This is a genomic window from Methanosarcina horonobensis HB-1 = JCM 15518 (genome assembly GCF_000970285.1).
GTDB classification, from domain to species: Archaea; Halobacteriota; Methanosarcinia; order Methanosarcinales; family Methanosarcinaceae; genus Methanosarcina; species Methanosarcina horonobensis.
Genome location: NZ_CP009516.1, coordinates 2,534,180 through 2,549,345, shown reverse-complemented (window position 1 = coordinate 2,549,345; position 15,166 = coordinate 2,534,180). Strand labels below are relative to the sequence as shown.

The following is a 15,166-nucleotide window of genomic DNA, read 5'->3' as shown; positions in this document are numbered from 1 at the left end:
TTCAAATAATTAATGCTGTTAAACCCGTAGTCTATCTTATTATAAATACGTTTTAGTTCCTCTGTATTATACCATGAAACCTTGTTTCGTAATAATACATCATAATTATATAAAAAGGTACATGGAATTATAATTTTTAATGCTCCGGCAGGGTCATTTTATAGCTCTTAAGGTCATGTCATTTTATAGGTTATGCTGTGAAGGATCATGTTTTATGCCTTAGGCAATAGATAATAAGTGCACGAATAACAATGCAAGTACAGTTCAGTACGTTTGTGCTTATAAGAACTTTGTATGAGGTGAGTGTTTCATGATAGGAATCGTGTACATCACAGCTGGAAGTATGGAAAATGCATCGGAAATTGCAAGAGAACTTGTTGTAAGAAGGCTCGCAGCCTGCGTAAACATGTTTCCGACATTTTCAATCTACAGATGGGAAGAAAAGGTAGAAGAGCAAAACGAGATAGTCCTGCTTGTTAAGACTGACTCTTCCCGCCTTGACGAAATAATCGGAACCGTAAAGCATCTTCACACTTATAGCTTACCTGCCATCGAATTCTGGGAAGTTAAGGGGGAGGAGGAGTATCTTGACTGGGTCCATGTAAACAGTTCTTAAGAAAAACCCGAAGCTCTCTAAACCCGGATAAACATTAAGCCGGAAACGGATACTTTGAAATGAAAAAAGAGATTAAACGGTTTGAGACTATCCGCTGGCTCAAAAATCAGCGGAATTAGCTCACTCACAGGATTAGCTTTATATGCTAGTTATAACTTTACCTAATTGGATTTCCAAAAAGCGCGGGAGTAACCAAGCGGTCAACGGTGGCAGACTCAAGATCTGTTCGTGCAGACGTTCAGGGGTTCGAATCCCTTCTCCCGCATTAAATAATTGGGATATAGGTAACTCGAAAAAGCGCAATGCATGTATAAGGATCACAAGCAGATCAATCACGTGATAGTGTTATTAAAATTGCATGGAAAATAGTTTATTGGATTTTAGCTTTGTCTTTTATCGGTTTTGGTTTATTAGCTATAATAGGTGAGGAAATTTAAACCGACCAAAGTGGGGAAAAGTAAACCGGCCTTGACACTAATTCCTCATTTCTTAAAATACTCTACCTCAAACTCGTTTTCGACTAACAAAAAATCAGTTTATTTTTCAGTTCAATTGAGCAAATCTTACTTTTTTGTGATCCTAAAACATAGTGAACAAAAAGCATAGAACTGCAGAGGATTCTGCCATAGAAAATTATTTACAAAACATCCGCTAACTTTGTAACATGAATTTCGGATTTTTGATTTTCCCAGGCCTTGAAGAACTTGATCTTGTCGGTCCCTGGGAAATAATATCACTCTGGAGCAAATTTGCTCAGGGACCTGAAAACTGCCTGATGATTGCCGAAAATCCCGAACCTGTGATCTGTAGTAAAGGGATGTCTATAAATCCTCACGCCACCTTTGAAGACTGCCCTCCACTTGATTTTCTCCTTGTGCCGGGTGGAGAAGGCACGCGCAGAGAAGTGGACAATCCATCCCTAATTCAATTCGTTGCCAGGCAGGCTGAGAACTGTAAAGCTGTCCTTTCTGTCTGTACCGGCACATTCATCCTTCATCGCGCCGGTCTGCTCACAAACAAACGAGCTACTACCCACTGGGCTTCACTTCAGAAGCTACGAGAATTAGGCGATGTTGAAGTTATAGAGGACCGGATTGTAAGGGATGGCAACATCTGGACCTCGGCAGGCATTTCTGCTGGCATTGATCTGGCGCTTGCATTTATTGAATATATGACAGATGAAAAAATAGCTGGCAAAATTCAACTCGGGGCCGAATATTACCCATCCGGCAAGTCGTATGGTATGATGCACAAGTTCCCGCAGGCATCTGGCTATATAAGGAAGAGGGATTGAACATCCCTCAAAACCTTTCAAAACTTTACTGCCACATAACTTCAAGTGGCTTCCTGCGAGGAATTCCATAGATCTTGTACTGCGGGTTACCGAACATCATTGCATAGGCACATTTCCTTCCTGCGGGCAGGCCGAGTTCCTTCTGGAGAGGCTCATAGTACATGGCAGCCGCTGCAACAAAGCCAGCCCAGCAGGTTCCGATTCCGAATGCAGGCGCAGCAATATCAAAATGGGTGAGGGCAATAATGGCATCGACCGGTGCAACAGGGTTCTTTTCCGGAATGTGGGCAAAAAGCAGATGCGGAGCACCCCGGCAAATGACATCGTATCCCTGCTCCCACGCCGAGATAAGCATCGGGACATAGCTACTCATCGGGTGGGGAGTGTTCAGCAGGCTCCTCATCCATTCGATGGTGAGCCCAGCAATCTTCCTGACTTTCTCCGGGTCGTGAACAACCAGCCACTCCACCGGCTGACCGTTAGTTCCGGATGCTGCATAACGGGCAATATCGAGGACTTCAAGAATTTTCTCTTTTGGTACAGGCTCCCTGGTAAAATGCCTGACAGACCTGCGTTTCTTGATATAGAAAGCCAGATCCTCTGGAGAGATAGTACCTGCATCGGCAGGAAGGGTAACTTTCTCATCAGGACGGAGATTCAGAATGAGAGCCTGAGAAGGGCAGAAAGCTTCGCAGTGCCCGCAGTATAGACAGCGAGAAATGTTGTCTTCAGGCACATGCGGGAGATGGGTCTCAGCAGCCGGATTGATAATACCTGAAGAGCATATTTTTACGCAAATACCGCACCCTGTGCAGCGATCCTGGTCAACGATAATATGGGCCATTGTATCAAATCCTGTTAAGGGCAGTATATTGACCGGCCTGCATTTATTACTTTTCTTTATTTCTCTGCCTGTGAAACTTCAGTAATTCGCTAACTGCATGTGTAAAGAATAATAAGCTGGATACCTCTCTGTTTACAGTATCCCATCAAGTTTTACAGCAGATTTTCATCTCAAATAAGCAGGATACCCCTTCCTCGACAGTCATCAGACTGGCAGGGAGAGGAAGAATGCGTCAACCTGCTCTACACCTCCATTATTTATATAATGTATTAAGTGTAATATATGAATATGGATAGAACGATTAAACTTAAACTCAGTGTTTCTGAGGAAGATAAAGAAACCCTCAAGAAAACTATTACTCTTTTTAACACTGTGTTTAAAGAAGTCGCTCAATATGGTTTTGAACACAAAACCCATAGCAAGGTATCTATCCATCACGCTACCTACAAAGATATTCGAGAAAAATATCCAGAGCTTCCTTCTTCTCTTGTTCAGGGTGCTAGAGATGTTGCTTACGAAGCTCTTAAAGGAGTCAAACTTAAACATCTTCCAGCAGCAAAGCCTTTCGCATCCATCAGATATAATTAGAGAGTAATCACTTACTACCTGAAAACAGAAAGTGTGAGCATTGCTACAATCAACGGAAGAATTAAAGCAACTTTTAACATCCCTGAATGTTATCAAGAGTATGTTAATTGGGAAGTCAGAAGTTCTACTCTAAAATATGATGTCAAGAAAAATACTTTTTTCCTGCATGTAATTTTCAGAAAAGACTCTCCCGAACATTCTGGAAACAGAATTCTCGGAATTGATAGAGGTATCGTAAATATTGCAGTTTGCTCTAACAACGTTTTCTTTAACGGAAAATCCATAAAAAACGTTAGGGGCAAATACGCATATCTCCGTAAACAATTGCAGTCCAAAGGCACTAAGTCGGCTAAATGTCTTCTCAAGAAGATGAGTCGAAAAGAAAGACGGTTTGTGACTGATACTAATCACTGCATCTCGAAAACCATTGTTAATATGCCTTAAGATATATTTTCACTTGAAGACCTCACAAGTATTAGAGTCCAAAACCGGAAAGGTAAAGACTTCAACCGGAAGCTTAATTCTTGGGCTTTCTATCAACTTGCTCAGTTCCTTGAGTACAAAGCAGAAGCTCTTGGTAAGAGAGTTATCTATGTTGATCCTCGTTTCTCTTCTCAGAAATGCTCCAAATGTGGAGATATTCGGAAGAGTAACCGGAACGGTAGTTCTTACCATTGTAGAGATTGCGGTTTTCAGATACATGCTGATCTTAATGCCGCTTTGAACATTGCTCAAGCAGGTATATCTTGCCTGAGTAGGGTTTCTGTCAATAACCCAAACGTAACAACGTAAGTTAGTTACAAGCCCCTTCCTCGGAGCATCAGCGACAGGGAGGGGTAATTGACCTGCCCATCTATCAAATATCTGCAATTGCTCTTCCGTATGGAAGTAATGCTCCCCGTGCTCCAGAACCTTAACTGTTGAGTGATACCTCGCTGCAAATGCTGAGATCTCGTCCCATTCGGACAGATTATCGTCAGAACCATACAAAATGGCAGTAGGTACTTTCCATTTAAAACAAATTGGGTTTTCTTTAACGTAGCAATAATAGTTCCATTCTAGTGTCTGCCCAATCGGCAATCGGATTTTATGCTCTGCTTTTAGTCTTTCTTCGCTTACCTGGAAACCTTCCATCATGTTGCTTATGATGCGTTCCATGTTGACAATGGGTGAAAGAAATAAACTTTGCTTTATGTTAAGGTCGTGATAGGCAAGAAGACTGAAATAGGCTCCCAAGCTACACGCAAACAAATGAATATCAGACGCAAGCGACTTTGCATATTCATAAACAGCAGCCAGATCACTTACGCAATTTTCTGGAATACAAGCATATTCCTCATCCACGCGCTCACCGTGCATAGGCAGGTCAAAGTCTAACGCCTGGTAACCTTTTTCAACGGCCTTTTGTGCCATCATGGAAATTACAGTGTCTTCTTTATTAGAAAAGTTGCCATGAACCTCAATCAACAACTTTTCACTCTGCTTTCCCCACAGGATGGCAGGAATACGAATTTTACTATTTGAGATATAAAAATGTCTTTTCTCCATTATCTCACTTATCTCTGAGCAAAAATAAAATTGAAAAATAAGATTACCTGCTACACAGGTAAAGACGAAAATCCAGACCGTCCACGCACGAGTCCGTAATTGGTTATAGGATTTTACTCCACTACCGCATGGGCGAAATATGACAAGCAGCATACTGGCCGACTTTCATTGATCCCATGGAAATAGGCCTTTTTATAGTCTTCACTGGTTACATTACAGAACTGGGAAAAACCGCACTGAGTAATGAACTCCTCGATCATTCCTTCTTTGATGCCGAACTTATAAGGCTCTCCCTGCTGCGCCATATCTTTTGCGGCATTCTTTATTGCATTCTGGTCGCATGCCGTACACTGCACGCCGCATATTCCATCCGTTCTATCAATACTGGACTCATGGACATAATCGAAGATGATTGCACTCCCGATGCCCGAATTTTTTGCGATAAAGGACAGCATCTCATCAACGGCTTTCGGTGGAAGGTAGTAGATTAAACCTTCCATTATGAAGACGGTCTTCAGTGACTTTTCGTATCCATGTTCCAGCAGTTGCTGACCAAAGTCTTCGATCCCAAAATCAACCGAAACATACTCGATGTGATCCGGGAGCGAGCCGAAGATATCTTTGATCTTTTCCATTTTCACGCCTTGAGTTTCAGGATGGTCAACTTCGAAAACCCTTACTTTACCCTTCAGTCCTTCGATTCTGTATGCCCGAGTATCATATCCTGCACCCAGGATGACCAGCTGCTCAAGTCCTTCGTCAATAAACTTTTTCACAAAATCATCAAAATATCTGACTCTTGCCGAAAGCGAATTATGCACACCAGGGAACGGTGTTTTGGAGGGGTCATGAACTGCCATTTTCAAAAATACCAAATATTGTTGGCTGAGAAAGCGGACTGCATATGGGTCATAGCAAATGCGTTCGCCCTCCGGCTTGAGCGATTCGAGAGCTCTGACGAACGCTACATTCTCAGCTGTAATACTCGATCCTTTTTTCTTCCCGCTGGTCTCAAGAATTCTGTTTTCAGTGTTGTCCGGTTTTTCCATAATCTCATCCTCCATGAACCTGCTTTTGTTTTTCTTGATTCTGAGATCTCATTTTTCTAACTTTTTACATCATAATTGACCGATCAATAGTATTAATAATACTTAATAGTAATTAAAGTTACTGATTAGTAACTTTTGTATTTTATTGGTAAAATATATATGAGTTGACACTAAAGTTTGAGAAGGTGATTGTGTTGTCGAAGATGCTACCTGAGTACAGGGAAGAGGCAAAAAAAAGAATTGTTGAAGCAGGGCTGGAGGTAATGTATGAAAAAGGATACTGTAACACTACAATGGATGATATTGCCCGCCGCCTTGATGTCAGCAAACCCGCTCTCTACCGCTATTTTAAGAATAAGGATGAACTGGTTATAGAAAGTGCAAATTACCTCCAGACGCAATATCGTGATATAAAGACAACCTGTAATTCCGATACATGCCCGGTTGATGCATGGATAGAAATCTTCGATCAAATAATGTCACCCGATATTAAAATACATGCGTTGTACTTCGAAATTCTCGGGATGACAGTACATAAGCCTGAAATTCAGAAAAGATCGATCGAAGGCATGAAGCATGGACTTAATCAGCCAGTTCATGAAATCACAGAACAGCAGCATAAAGGCCTTATTCCATCCGAGACAGATCCGCGTACTCTTGCAGTCGCTCTCGTGTCATTATTCAATGGAATGCGGGTTCTTATTCTTCTTGGAGTTGATTGGAATGAAGTCCGATCTCGATGGATCGAAATACTCCGGAATTTATTTGGAATAACGGAAAAAGGAGAGCAGACAAAATGCTCCAGGGATTGTAAACTATTTGAGGACTGCAATAATGTACTGAAAGCATGAATGTAACCTCCGCAAGAAAAGTTTCGACCATTCCTTCCTGAATTCCAAACTATAAGATTCCCTCTGTTGTGCCATCCAGATGGAAACAATCGGGCCGGAATATTTGACAGGGGAATCGAGAACCTGCAGGACGGCGGCGAGATACGGGATATTTGATTATATATTCTTTAAGAGTGTGGGGAGAAAGTTAAAAGAAAAATCCTCTAAAATGGAAAAATCTCTTTTATTTATAGCGGTTCTGCTGGAAAATTACAGGAAAAATATCATAAATGTAATTTTTTATTTGGCTGAAGTCACTGTCTGACGTATTCTCATACTCAATACCTTCTCTATCCTCACACTCAATATTTTCTTCATCACCTGCTAACTTAACTAACCATGCATTCTTATTTTTAACGCCTGCAGCTATGTACCCGCCGTCTGATGTCTGTTGAACACACCAGGCACTGTCTTCACTATTTCCACCAAAAGACCTGTTCCACTGTTCTGCAGGCGCTTCTGCGGCGGCTAAATCCGAAGCCAGTGAAAAAAGAATTAAAATGAGAAAAATCTGGAACATTTTATACCCTAAATTTTTAAACATTCTATCATCTTAACATATATTGTCAGCCTCGATATCAATTAAACGTAACTGCTGAATTATAAGGTATCTTGTAGTTTCATGATGATATTTTACTATTATAGTTTCACTATCATTTCTACAGTGATTATTCCGTTTCAGTACATTTTCATCCTTCAAGATAGTCAGGGCTTACAATCATAACTTTTTCACACATTTCAAGCTCATTTTTTATTCTAATTGCATCCATTTCTGGGATCAAATTCTTTGGTTCGCTCCAATTCTGAGACCCATCTCCAAAAAGAATGTAACAGACGATAGACTTTTTCACCTGAAGATTATGTTTTTTCATTACTTTAAGAAAACTTCCATTCTCAAAACTTTCGTTCTCAAAATTTTCTTCGGATACAATTATGTAAGAATAATTTCCCTTTTTGATTTCAGGGAATCGAGGTTCAGGGATTTCAGGGTATACAGGATCATTCCAGTTCTCCTCTTTATTCAGTTCATTTCTTTTATCTTCATCCACTTTCACGTAGTAAAGATCTCCCATATAATCAACATTATACTTTATGATCCAGTTCCTGGTCATGTTGCAGTTCTCAAGAATAGCTTTAACTTCCTGCTCACCAATCCCTTCTTCAAATTCAATAAATAAACCACCTGCTTGCAGCTCCTGAGCTGGAGTTTCCGTATCGGATGTCATTTCCGCAGTAACGTGTGTAGATGTAAACAGTACCAATGGTATTACAAGAATAAGAAAAACAATGAAAACGACAATAAACAATACAGTATAAATTGGTTTTGTCATAACGAAAAACTCACCTCTCTTGTAAGTTCTTGATCCGGATCAGTTGATTTCCAAATTTAGGAATTACAGGTTCTGCGTGTCGTTTTTCTGTTACAGTTATATTGTCTCTATTATGGAGTTCTGATATGATAGAAAACCATTTAATCTCCACAAATCTCTTTTAATTAACTCTTTATAAGTTTTCTCTCCAGATCATCAAACTGACTGTTTTTCATACTTATTTTGAATCCGTAGTTATTCCTTGACTTTGATTGTTTGATGATCTGGAGAGAAAACTTATAAGACTACACTTGCTGCCAATGTTTCCACGAGAAAATGAAAAAAGATAACTTTACTAGTCTACAATCCTTTACGCTATGGTAAGTAAAAATAGTCAATTAAAATATAACTGAATAAAGGCAGGAAAGAACTATTGAAGTCCTGGGAAGCAGAAACATCATGAACGGGGATTAGCCACCGAATACCTAAAACTTCACTGGCCCCAAACTAAATAGTTTCCCCCCTGCTGTTTCATATAATTTCGAATTTTTTTCCTCACTCCCGGTTCGCATGTCTGTCCAAACTTAAAGTTTGTTTTTTAATAAGGAAAAACTAAATACACTTCGACCTTCAAACTCTTGAGGAGAATATGAAAATGGATGATGGAAGGGATGCAAAATATGGATGCTGAAGAAATTCGGGCGATCTTCAGGTTTTCAGCCCTGGAAAAAAATATGATCTCCAGTTTCGAAATTCAGGGAGATCTGTTTCTTCCTTTTCTGCTTTCATTGAAATCGGGAGGCTCATGGAGCTATGCCACCGAAGAGGCAAAAAGCATGGCAGTAAAAGATGTAATTACCTATTACAATGAAGAAGGCAAAACTGGCTATACTCTGGAAAAAATCTACTTTTTCATCGATCCCGAAATCATAGAGGAAGAAGGAGTAATTCGCAGGCTCGAAAAATGTGGGACAAAAGAAGAAAGAGAACTGGTTGAAAGACCCTACTTAATAACCCTGAAGGCGAAAAAGATTATATTTGCAGAAGTAAACCCGGAGTTCAGGAAAATAATAGTAAGGGAGCTAAAGAAAAAACGCATACAACTGAAAGGCACGCCGGCTTATAGTGCAGCTCATGAACTGGAACATCTTGAGAAAGGAGAAATAAAAGGAGTTCCTCTCTGGAACTTTGAGTATGTTAAAGAACTGGCGAAAAATGAACATAAAAATGGCCAATAAAATGTAATTATGGTTATAAAGGAAAGCTACGCTCAAGAAGACAAGGTTACAAGTATTTTTAACGCGTACAACCTTATTCACTATACCAAACCATTCGTGTTCGCATAGATAGAGATGGAATCTATGAACTGTTGACTTGGAACCATAATGATGAGGAACATTTTGCCAGGTATAACCTGAAACAACATATAAAATCCCGTTCATTAGCTCCCTAAAGTCTGAAAGAGGTCTTCTTATGTGGTTTCTGTAGAGAAAGATGATGTTCTATAGATTCTCACAGAGCATCATCGATTTCATGGAGTGACATAATACTAAATTTGTAATTTCAATAAAATATTAGTTTTGGAATAGGCTCAAAAATAACTTCAAATTAATTTTTTCCCATTTCTATTTGTGTATTCATTCAAAATAATTTATGAAGGCAAAAAAATTAATAATGCTATCAAAATTATCGATGGCATTAAACATTTCAACACGAGCTAATATGTCATGTAGATTGAAATTTCAATCCCGGTAATTATATATCTTTTTTGACGAATAATTACTTACTTAGTAAGCATAGCGAACAAAAGCGAACAAAAACCTTGTGCAGGAATTCTCATCAACTGATCATTGCATGGGAATTCTCTTTTCCTATTTTTACATTCTACAACTTAAAATCACTTTTTTATATATGTTGTGCCTTTTTGTACCTGTTACAGCCCTATACGCTATTTCAGAAAGCTTATTGAGAATCTTATATAACGTTTTTAGTAACCTTTGGCTTTTCAGAAGAATTTCGGAAACTATATTTATGCTGGCACTATATCTTTGTGCGCTACCTTGTAGCACAGACCGAACATTTGAGTGGGGGATTACCAGCAGCTGATCACTGCATTAAAGGGAATCCCTTTTATTTTCTTTCCCGAATTTTTTTAAATTACATTATCCTCTTCCTCAGAATAACTAATTTTTTTGATTTACTTTTAGTTCTTAAGCTTTATTATCCAGATACTTTCTTCGGAAATCTGAAGTTCATCCTGTCTGCCAAAACATATAATTGCAGTTTAACTGCAGTTCACAGGATCAAAGATGTCCTCTAAAAAACCTTTGGATACCACGCTTCTGACACCGGATACAAATATTTATATTCTTTGGTAGATAATTTTACTTTAATGGACGACAGTAAAGAATACCAGCTTTATCTTGAAGCTCTTGACGAAGAGAGATCTGCATGGGGGAGAAGGACGGCTGTAAAGAGACTTAGCGAGTGCAGAACCGAAGAGTCCCTGTATTACCTGAACGAACTTATTGTTGACAGGTATTTTCTGGTTCCGGACTGGCTTAAAAAGATTTCAAGGGAATATTATGTATCTCTTTGCCTTGAGTTTCTGTAAAAGTCTTATTTTCTCACAGATTCTTCGGATATTTTTTACCTTTAAAACAGCCACCCACATTTATAATATTCCATAATCTCCATAACGACATCTTTCAAGGTTGTGCTCTTCCGTGCCACGAGCTGACTTAGCCGACAGCAGGCAGGATAATTCGGTTTTCAGCGTCTCAACCTCATTTATTTTTTTCTCTAAAGCATCAACTTCATAAAAATAGATGATGAGCAACTTGTTATTTCAAAAGTAGTTCTTTTTCAGCAAGTCCATGCTGGACTCCTAAATCAAAAACTATAAATTTATTTAGAACCAGAAGGCTGTACATCTGTATAACATATCATGAATGCATTTAGACATCTCTGAAATATATGTTTCAATAACCCGGTTCTTTTATAATATTGTGAGAATCGGTATGCTTAAAGCTTTGGAGATCCCCTTTACTAATGCATTCCTATCTCTGGTTGCTATACTGAATTGAAACTCACTTCTTTCCGTTAAAAAATATAATCACTACCTGATTCTTTGTTGAATTCGGGCTTTTAGATTAACGAAAGCTCTAAAGGTAATTTACAAAGATTAACTTGAAAACTATAAATTAAAAGGTTGTTTGAACGATAATTTTCTGGTAATTATTTCAGGAGGGACCGTATTTATGCCTAAGGATACTGAAAAGATTTTGGGAGGACCGGCAGCAATTCTGCTGCTTGTTGGAGTAGTGTTGAGTGTTATTCTCTTCTATTTTATGTTTCAGTTTGCTGAACAGGAAAATCTTTTCATGGTTCTCTTAACTGCAGTATTGATATCCATAATTTCAATAGCTGTTGCCAAGGGTCTGGTTTCAATATATAAGTACAAATAACTGAGTTCCAGTAAGTATTTTTTTATTTTTAATTCATAATCTTTTTTTACTCTATTACTTTTTTATGTGCTTTGTTTTTTCTCGAAAAGCAGAAACGTGAGAAGTTTCGAGCTACCATAAAAGCTGGTCTATGTCTGAAGAGGAGATAGCACTCATTGATACGGAACCAAGTATTACGGATGAAAAAGCAGTTGAAGTTCTCAAGGACTATATGAGTAGCGAATCATACATCGGAGAAAAAAAAGCAAATACTGTAAAAGTTATTTCGTCTGGTCTTGTCTGGAAAAAGAACAGCGATGATAGGATTCATCTGGCATGGTGGATCCGGTTTGTAGATTCAAGTTTTACAACAGATAACTATCCGACCTCAGTATGGATTGATGCGCATTCAGGAGAAATGTTACTATTTGATTACTACAGAGATTGAGTTCGAAAGAGTTTTAATCTTTCTTTTTTCTTTTTCTTTTTTTCTCTTTTCTCTTTCTTAGGCAGCGTGCCAATTTGTCTGCAAAATTACAAATTTTAAAAAATTATCGAATAGAAACTCGATGTTAGTAGACCGGTTTCGTGTACTGCGCACAAAAACTTGACTTCGAATTAACAGGAAATTCGGGACACTGCCCTTTCTTTTCTCCTTCTTATTCGTTTTAATGAGCGATTATTCAAATGATGTTACGTTTCGGTGTTACGCTTTTTCAGTTGGATTATTCGGCCGCAAATTCTATTAAACGAAGATTTCAAATGGAAATAGATATACTAAACTGAAGATATGGGGAAAGAAGGTTAAGAAATGCAAAAACGGGCATATTTACTGATTATTGCGAGCGGCGTCCTGTGGGGTACGATAGGGATTTTTGTTCGAGGGCTGTACGGGTTAGGTTTTTCTTCTCTGCAGGTCGTAACCCTCAGGGTTTTTTCAGCAGCTGTTATAATGCTGATCTACCTTCTTTTTACGAGGCCGGAGTTGCTGAAATTCAGATTTCGCGATTCTCTTTATTTTGTGGGGACGGGTATCCTCAGCCTTGCTTTCTTTAACCTCTGCTATTTCATCACCATAAGGGAAACTTCAATCGCAATTGCCGTTACTCTGCTTTATACAGCCCCTGCATTTGTTGCGGTTCTTTCCAGAGTGTTTTTCAGGGAAAGCCTTAGAGCAAAAAAACTTTTTTCTCTGGGTCTGACTCTTGCAGGGTGCGCATTTGTAACCGGTTACCTTCCGAAACTCGGGAGTTCTCCTTTTATCCCTCTGCCATGGCTTCTTACAGGGTTAGGGGCAGGTTTCGGGTATGCCCTTTACACTATATTCGGAAAGGCTGCCCTTAAAAAGTACCATACACTTACAATAATAACCTATACTTTCATTTTTGCAAGCCTTGCCCTTCTGCCTCTGGTCAACTTTGAAAATTCCGGAGGAGCTTTCTCTACCGGAAGTTTCTGGATCTACCTTGCAGGCATGGGCATCTTTCCCAGTACGCTTGCCTATCTGTTATACACAAAAGGGCTCGAAGAAGTTGAAGCGAGTAGGGCAGCTATAGTAGTTACAATAGAGCCTGTTGTGGGCACCCTTGTAAGTTATTTCATTTTCAGGGAAATGCTTTCAGGCTGGCAGTTAGTAGGGATTCTTCTCGTACTCACAGGCGTTGTACTAATACAGGAACGAAAATAAGAGTTTCCAGAAGAGTTTTTCACGTCACTGCTTAAAATAATAAAAAGATTAATATGCCGGGTAAGTTCAGTATATAAGGTCAGTTCAGTATATAAGGTCAGTTCAGTATATAGTCTGATATCTTATCAGATAATCTGAGTATCTCATTTCTTATCAGATAACCGAGAATCCAGCCTGATACCATACCTTAGATGTATTATGTCTGCTCTCAATCTCATATACTTTTTCAGACTTTCTGGCGGCTTTTAGCACCGGAAAGCCAGCAGAATGTCAGGTTCAGGCGAAATTAATTACAATGACAAAACCACAATTATATTGAGGATGAAAAGGATGGTGTTTGTTCGATGCAGTTGAAGCTGGAACATTTTAATATAAAAATAGGACAACACAAAGTGTTGCTCAATATTGCCGATGCCAAGGAACTTGGAGTCAACCCTGGAGATAGGGTCCGCATTCGTGGACATCAAAGCCTTTCTGCCATTGTGGACACAACTGACGATATGGTTCCTCCGGGCACTCTTGGGGTCTTTTCTGAAGTCTACGAACACTTTGAGGACTGGGATAAACCAGTCGATGTTATCCCGGCATTTCGCTCAAAAGCTGCAAGCGTTATTAAGAAAATGATGGACAAGAGACCTGTTGTCCAGGAGGAGATCAAACTGCTTGTAAACGATATAGTGGAAGAAAACCTGAGCGATATCGAGCTTTCCGCCTTTATAACAGCTTCTTATATCCACGGGATGACTGATGACGAAGTTGAATGGCTGACAAGAGCTATGATCGATACCGGAGACAGGATTGAATTTGACAATCATCCTGTTATGGACAAGCACTCGATAGGAGGAGTGCCTGGAAACAAGATCTCACTCCTTGTTGTCCCCATAGTTGCTGCAAACGGGCTACTTATACCGAAAACAAGTTCGAGAGCAATCACAGGTGCAGGTGGAACCGCAGATCTGATGGAAGTGCTCTCTCCTGTAGAGTTCAGTTCTCAGGAAGTCAAGGAGATAGCAGAAAAAGTGGGAGGTGCACTCGTCTGGGGCGGAGCTACCAATATTGCACCTGCCGACGACAAGCTTATCCGAGTCGAGTATCCTTTGTCCATTGATCCTTACTACCAGATGCTTGCCTCAATCATGGCAAAAAAAGGAGCTATAGGGGCGGATAATGTAGTAATGGATATTCCGGTAGGTCCGAGTACGAAGGTTCCCACTGTCCAGGCTGGTCAAAAACTGGCAAGAGACCTGATTAACCTGGGACACAGGCTTGGAATGAACGTCGAGTGCGCTATTACCTATGGTTCTTCTCCAATAGGAAGAAAAGTCGGGCCCTCGCTGGAGGTTAGAGAAGCCCTGAATGTTCTGGAGAGCATGGAAGGTCCTAACAGTCTAATTGAAAAGAGCGCTGCCCTTGCCGGAATTCTTCTTGAGATGGGAGGGGCGGCTCCAAGGGACAGAGGAAAAGAGGTTGCACTTGAAACGCTAAGGAGTGGGAAAGCCCATGAAAAGATGAAACAGATCATTGAAGCCCAGGGAGGAGACCCGGGCATTAAATCCGATGATATACAGGTAGGACAGTACACTGCTGACATCTTCGCTTCTACAGATGGGTATGTTATCGAATTTGACAACAAGTGGATAATCGAGATTGCCAGACTTGCAGGAGCTCCTAACGACAAAGGAGCCGGGGTTGCAATCCACAAGAAAATGGGAGAGCAGGTCAAAAAAGGAGATTCCATCCTTACAATCTACGCTGAAAAGGAATTCAAGCTTGATACCGCATTAACAACGGCCCAGAGGACAAACCCGATAATAGTCGAAGGCATGCTTCTGAAAAGAATCCCCGGAATTTACGGGTTCCAGTAATTCGTATTTTCCTTTCTTTTCTTTTTCCT

16 protein-coding genes and 1 tRNA gene are annotated in these 15,166 nt (G+C 39.8%); 13 read left to right on the top strand and 4 right to left on the bottom strand.

Annotation, left to right across the window (positions count from 1 at the left end):
- The first annotated feature begins 310 nt into the window (after positions 1-310).
- The 3 genes from cutA to MSHOH_RS11170 all read left to right on the top strand — a co-directional run bounded on the left by cutA (position 311) and on the right by MSHOH_RS11170 (position 1,910).
- A complete protein-coding gene (gene cutA, locus MSHOH_RS11180; protein WP_048139671.1) occupies positions 311-616 on the top strand; it encodes a divalent-cation tolerance protein CutA in 306 nt (101 codons plus the stop codon).
- A 182-nt stretch (positions 617-798) separates the two neighbouring features.
- Positions 799-881: transfer RNA gene (locus MSHOH_RS11175), tRNA-Leu, on the top strand.
- 399 nt (positions 882-1,280) lie between these two features.
- On the top strand, positions 1,281-1,910 hold the full coding sequence (locus MSHOH_RS11170) for a DJ-1/PfpI family protein (RefSeq protein ID WP_048139669.1): 630 nt from the start codon (positions 1,281-1,283) through the stop codon (positions 1,908-1,910).
- 25 nt (positions 1,911-1,935) lie between these two features.
- Here MSHOH_RS11170 and MSHOH_RS11165 read toward each other — a convergent pair whose 3' ends face one another.
- Positions 1,936-2,754, bottom strand: coding sequence for a nitroreductase family protein (locus tag MSHOH_RS11165; RefSeq protein WP_048139667.1), 819 nt, complete (start codon positions 2,752-2,754; stop codon positions 1,936-1,938).
- A 288-nt stretch (positions 2,755-3,042) separates the two neighbouring features.
- Between MSHOH_RS11165 and MSHOH_RS25210 the strand changes: the two genes are divergently transcribed.
- The 3 genes from MSHOH_RS25210 to MSHOH_RS25200 are packed head-to-tail and all read left to right on the top strand — an operon-like array spanning position 3,043 to position 4,134.
- Positions 3,043-3,342: a hypothetical protein gene (locus tag MSHOH_RS25210; protein WP_239450937.1), complete on the top strand. Its 300-nt coding sequence runs from the start codon at positions 3,043-3,045 to the stop codon at positions 3,340-3,342.
- 33 nt (positions 3,343-3,375) lie between these two features.
- The gene (locus MSHOH_RS25205) at positions 3,376-3,786 is read left to right on the top strand and encodes a transposase (protein ID WP_239450936.1); all 411 of its coding nucleotides are present in this window, start codon (positions 3,376-3,378) and stop codon (positions 3,784-3,786) included.
- A gap of 3 nt (positions 3,787-3,789) precedes the next feature.
- Positions 3,790-4,134 (top strand): transposase, encoded by a 345-nt coding sequence (locus MSHOH_RS25200; RefSeq protein WP_332881701.1) that lies wholly within the window; start codon positions 3,790-3,792, stop codon positions 4,132-4,134.
- Positions 4,135-5,003: 869 nt separating this feature from the next.
- Here MSHOH_RS25200 and MSHOH_RS11150 read toward each other — a convergent pair.
- Entirely contained in the window at positions 5,004-5,939 is a 936-nt protein-coding gene (locus MSHOH_RS11150) for an SAM-dependent methyltransferase (protein WP_048143398.1), read from the bottom strand.
- 203 nt (positions 5,940-6,142) lie between these two features.
- Between MSHOH_RS11150 and MSHOH_RS11145 the strand changes: the two genes are divergently transcribed.
- Complete coding sequence (locus tag MSHOH_RS11145) at positions 6,143-6,790, top strand: TetR/AcrR family transcriptional regulator (RefSeq protein ID WP_048139665.1); 648 nt, start codon at positions 6,143-6,145, stop codon at positions 6,788-6,790.
- A 223-nt stretch (positions 6,791-7,013) separates the two neighbouring features.
- Here MSHOH_RS11145 and MSHOH_RS24670 read toward each other — a convergent pair whose 3' ends face one another.
- Complete coding sequence (locus tag MSHOH_RS24670) at positions 7,014-7,373, bottom strand: hypothetical protein (protein WP_204245306.1); 360 nt, start codon at positions 7,371-7,373, stop codon at positions 7,014-7,016.
- Between the two features lie 145 nt (positions 7,374-7,518).
- Positions 7,519-8,160: a UPF0228 family protein gene (locus MSHOH_RS11135; RefSeq protein WP_052730826.1), complete on the bottom strand. Its 642-nt coding sequence runs from the start codon at positions 8,158-8,160 to the stop codon at positions 7,519-7,521.
- 641 nt (positions 8,161-8,801) lie between these two features.
- Here MSHOH_RS11135 and MSHOH_RS11130 point away from each other — a divergent pair.
- The 6 genes from MSHOH_RS11130 (at position 8,802) to MSHOH_RS11100 (ending at position 15,137) form a co-directional block, all read left to right on the top strand.
- Positions 8,802-9,377 (top strand): putative ATP-dependent zinc protease, encoded by a 576-nt coding sequence (locus MSHOH_RS11130; protein ID WP_239450935.1) that lies wholly within the window; start codon positions 8,802-8,804, stop codon positions 9,375-9,377.
- A gap of 1,154 nt (positions 9,378-10,531) precedes the next feature.
- Positions 10,532-10,753, top strand: coding sequence for a hypothetical protein (locus tag MSHOH_RS11120; protein ID WP_204245305.1), 222 nt, complete (start codon positions 10,532-10,534; stop codon positions 10,751-10,753).
- 646 nt (positions 10,754-11,399) lie between these two features.
- Positions 11,400-11,606, top strand: coding sequence for a hypothetical protein (locus MSHOH_RS11115; protein WP_048139658.1), 207 nt, complete (start codon positions 11,400-11,402; stop codon positions 11,604-11,606).
- 130 nt (positions 11,607-11,736) lie between these two features.
- On the top strand, positions 11,737-12,033 hold the full coding sequence (locus MSHOH_RS11110; protein ID WP_239450934.1) for a hypothetical protein: 297 nt from the start codon (positions 11,737-11,739) through the stop codon (positions 12,031-12,033).
- 363 nt (positions 12,034-12,396) lie between these two features.
- Positions 12,397-13,272, top strand: a complete 876-nt coding sequence (locus MSHOH_RS11105; RefSeq protein ID WP_048139656.1) for a DMT family transporter — start codon at positions 12,397-12,399, stop codon at positions 13,270-13,272.
- Between the two features lie 344 nt (positions 13,273-13,616).
- Complete coding sequence (locus tag MSHOH_RS11100) at positions 13,617-15,137, top strand: AMP phosphorylase (RefSeq protein WP_048139654.1); 1,521 nt, start codon at positions 13,617-13,619, stop codon at positions 15,135-15,137.
- Positions 15,138-15,166: the final 29 nt, after the last annotated feature.

What these genes read in the sequence shown, in the direction of transcription:
- MSHOH_RS11150 (WP_048143398.1), bottom strand. Translation starts at nt 5,939, where the DNA reads ATGGAAAAACCGGACAACACTGAAAACAGAATTCTTGAGACCAGCGGG.
- MSHOH_RS11170 (WP_048139669.1), top strand. Translation starts at nt 1,281, where the DNA reads ATGAATTTCGGATTTTTGATTTTCCCAGGCCTTGAAGAACTTGATCTT.
- MSHOH_RS11165 (WP_048139667.1), bottom strand. Translation starts at nt 2,754, where the DNA reads ATGGCCCATATTATCGTTGACCAGGATCGCTGCACAGGGTGCGGTATT.
- MSHOH_RS11115 (WP_048139658.1), top strand. Translation starts at nt 11,400, where the DNA reads ATGCCTAAGGATACTGAAAAGATTTTGGGAGGACCGGCAGCAATTCTG.
- MSHOH_RS11130 (WP_239450935.1), top strand. Translation starts at nt 8,802, where the DNA reads ATGGAAGGGATGCAAAATATGGATGCTGAAGAAATTCGGGCGATCTTC.
- MSHOH_RS25210 (WP_239450937.1), top strand. Translation starts at nt 3,043, where the DNA reads ATGGATAGAACGATTAAACTTAAACTCAGTGTTTCTGAGGAAGATAAA.
- MSHOH_RS11135 (WP_052730826.1), bottom strand. Translation starts at nt 8,160, where the DNA reads ATGACAAAACCAATTTATACTGTATTGTTTATTGTCGTTTTCATTGTT.
- cutA (WP_048139671.1), top strand. Translation starts at nt 311, where the DNA reads ATGATAGGAATCGTGTACATCACAGCTGGAAGTATGGAAAATGCATCG.
- MSHOH_RS11120 (WP_204245305.1), top strand. Translation starts at nt 10,532, where the DNA reads ATGGACGACAGTAAAGAATACCAGCTTTATCTTGAAGCTCTTGACGAA.
- MSHOH_RS24670 (WP_204245306.1), bottom strand. Translation starts at nt 7,373, where the DNA reads ATGTTTAAAAATTTAGGGTATAAAATGTTCCAGATTTTTCTCATTTTA.
- MSHOH_RS11145 (WP_048139665.1), top strand. Translation starts at nt 6,143, where the DNA reads ATGCTACCTGAGTACAGGGAAGAGGCAAAAAAAAGAATTGTTGAAGCA.
- MSHOH_RS11110 (WP_239450934.1), top strand. Translation starts at nt 11,737, where the DNA reads ATGTCTGAAGAGGAGATAGCACTCATTGATACGGAACCAAGTATTACG.
- MSHOH_RS11100 (WP_048139654.1), top strand. Translation starts at nt 13,617, where the DNA reads ATGCAGTTGAAGCTGGAACATTTTAATATAAAAATAGGACAACACAAA.
- MSHOH_RS11105 (WP_048139656.1), top strand. Translation starts at nt 12,397, where the DNA reads ATGCAAAAACGGGCATATTTACTGATTATTGCGAGCGGCGTCCTGTGG.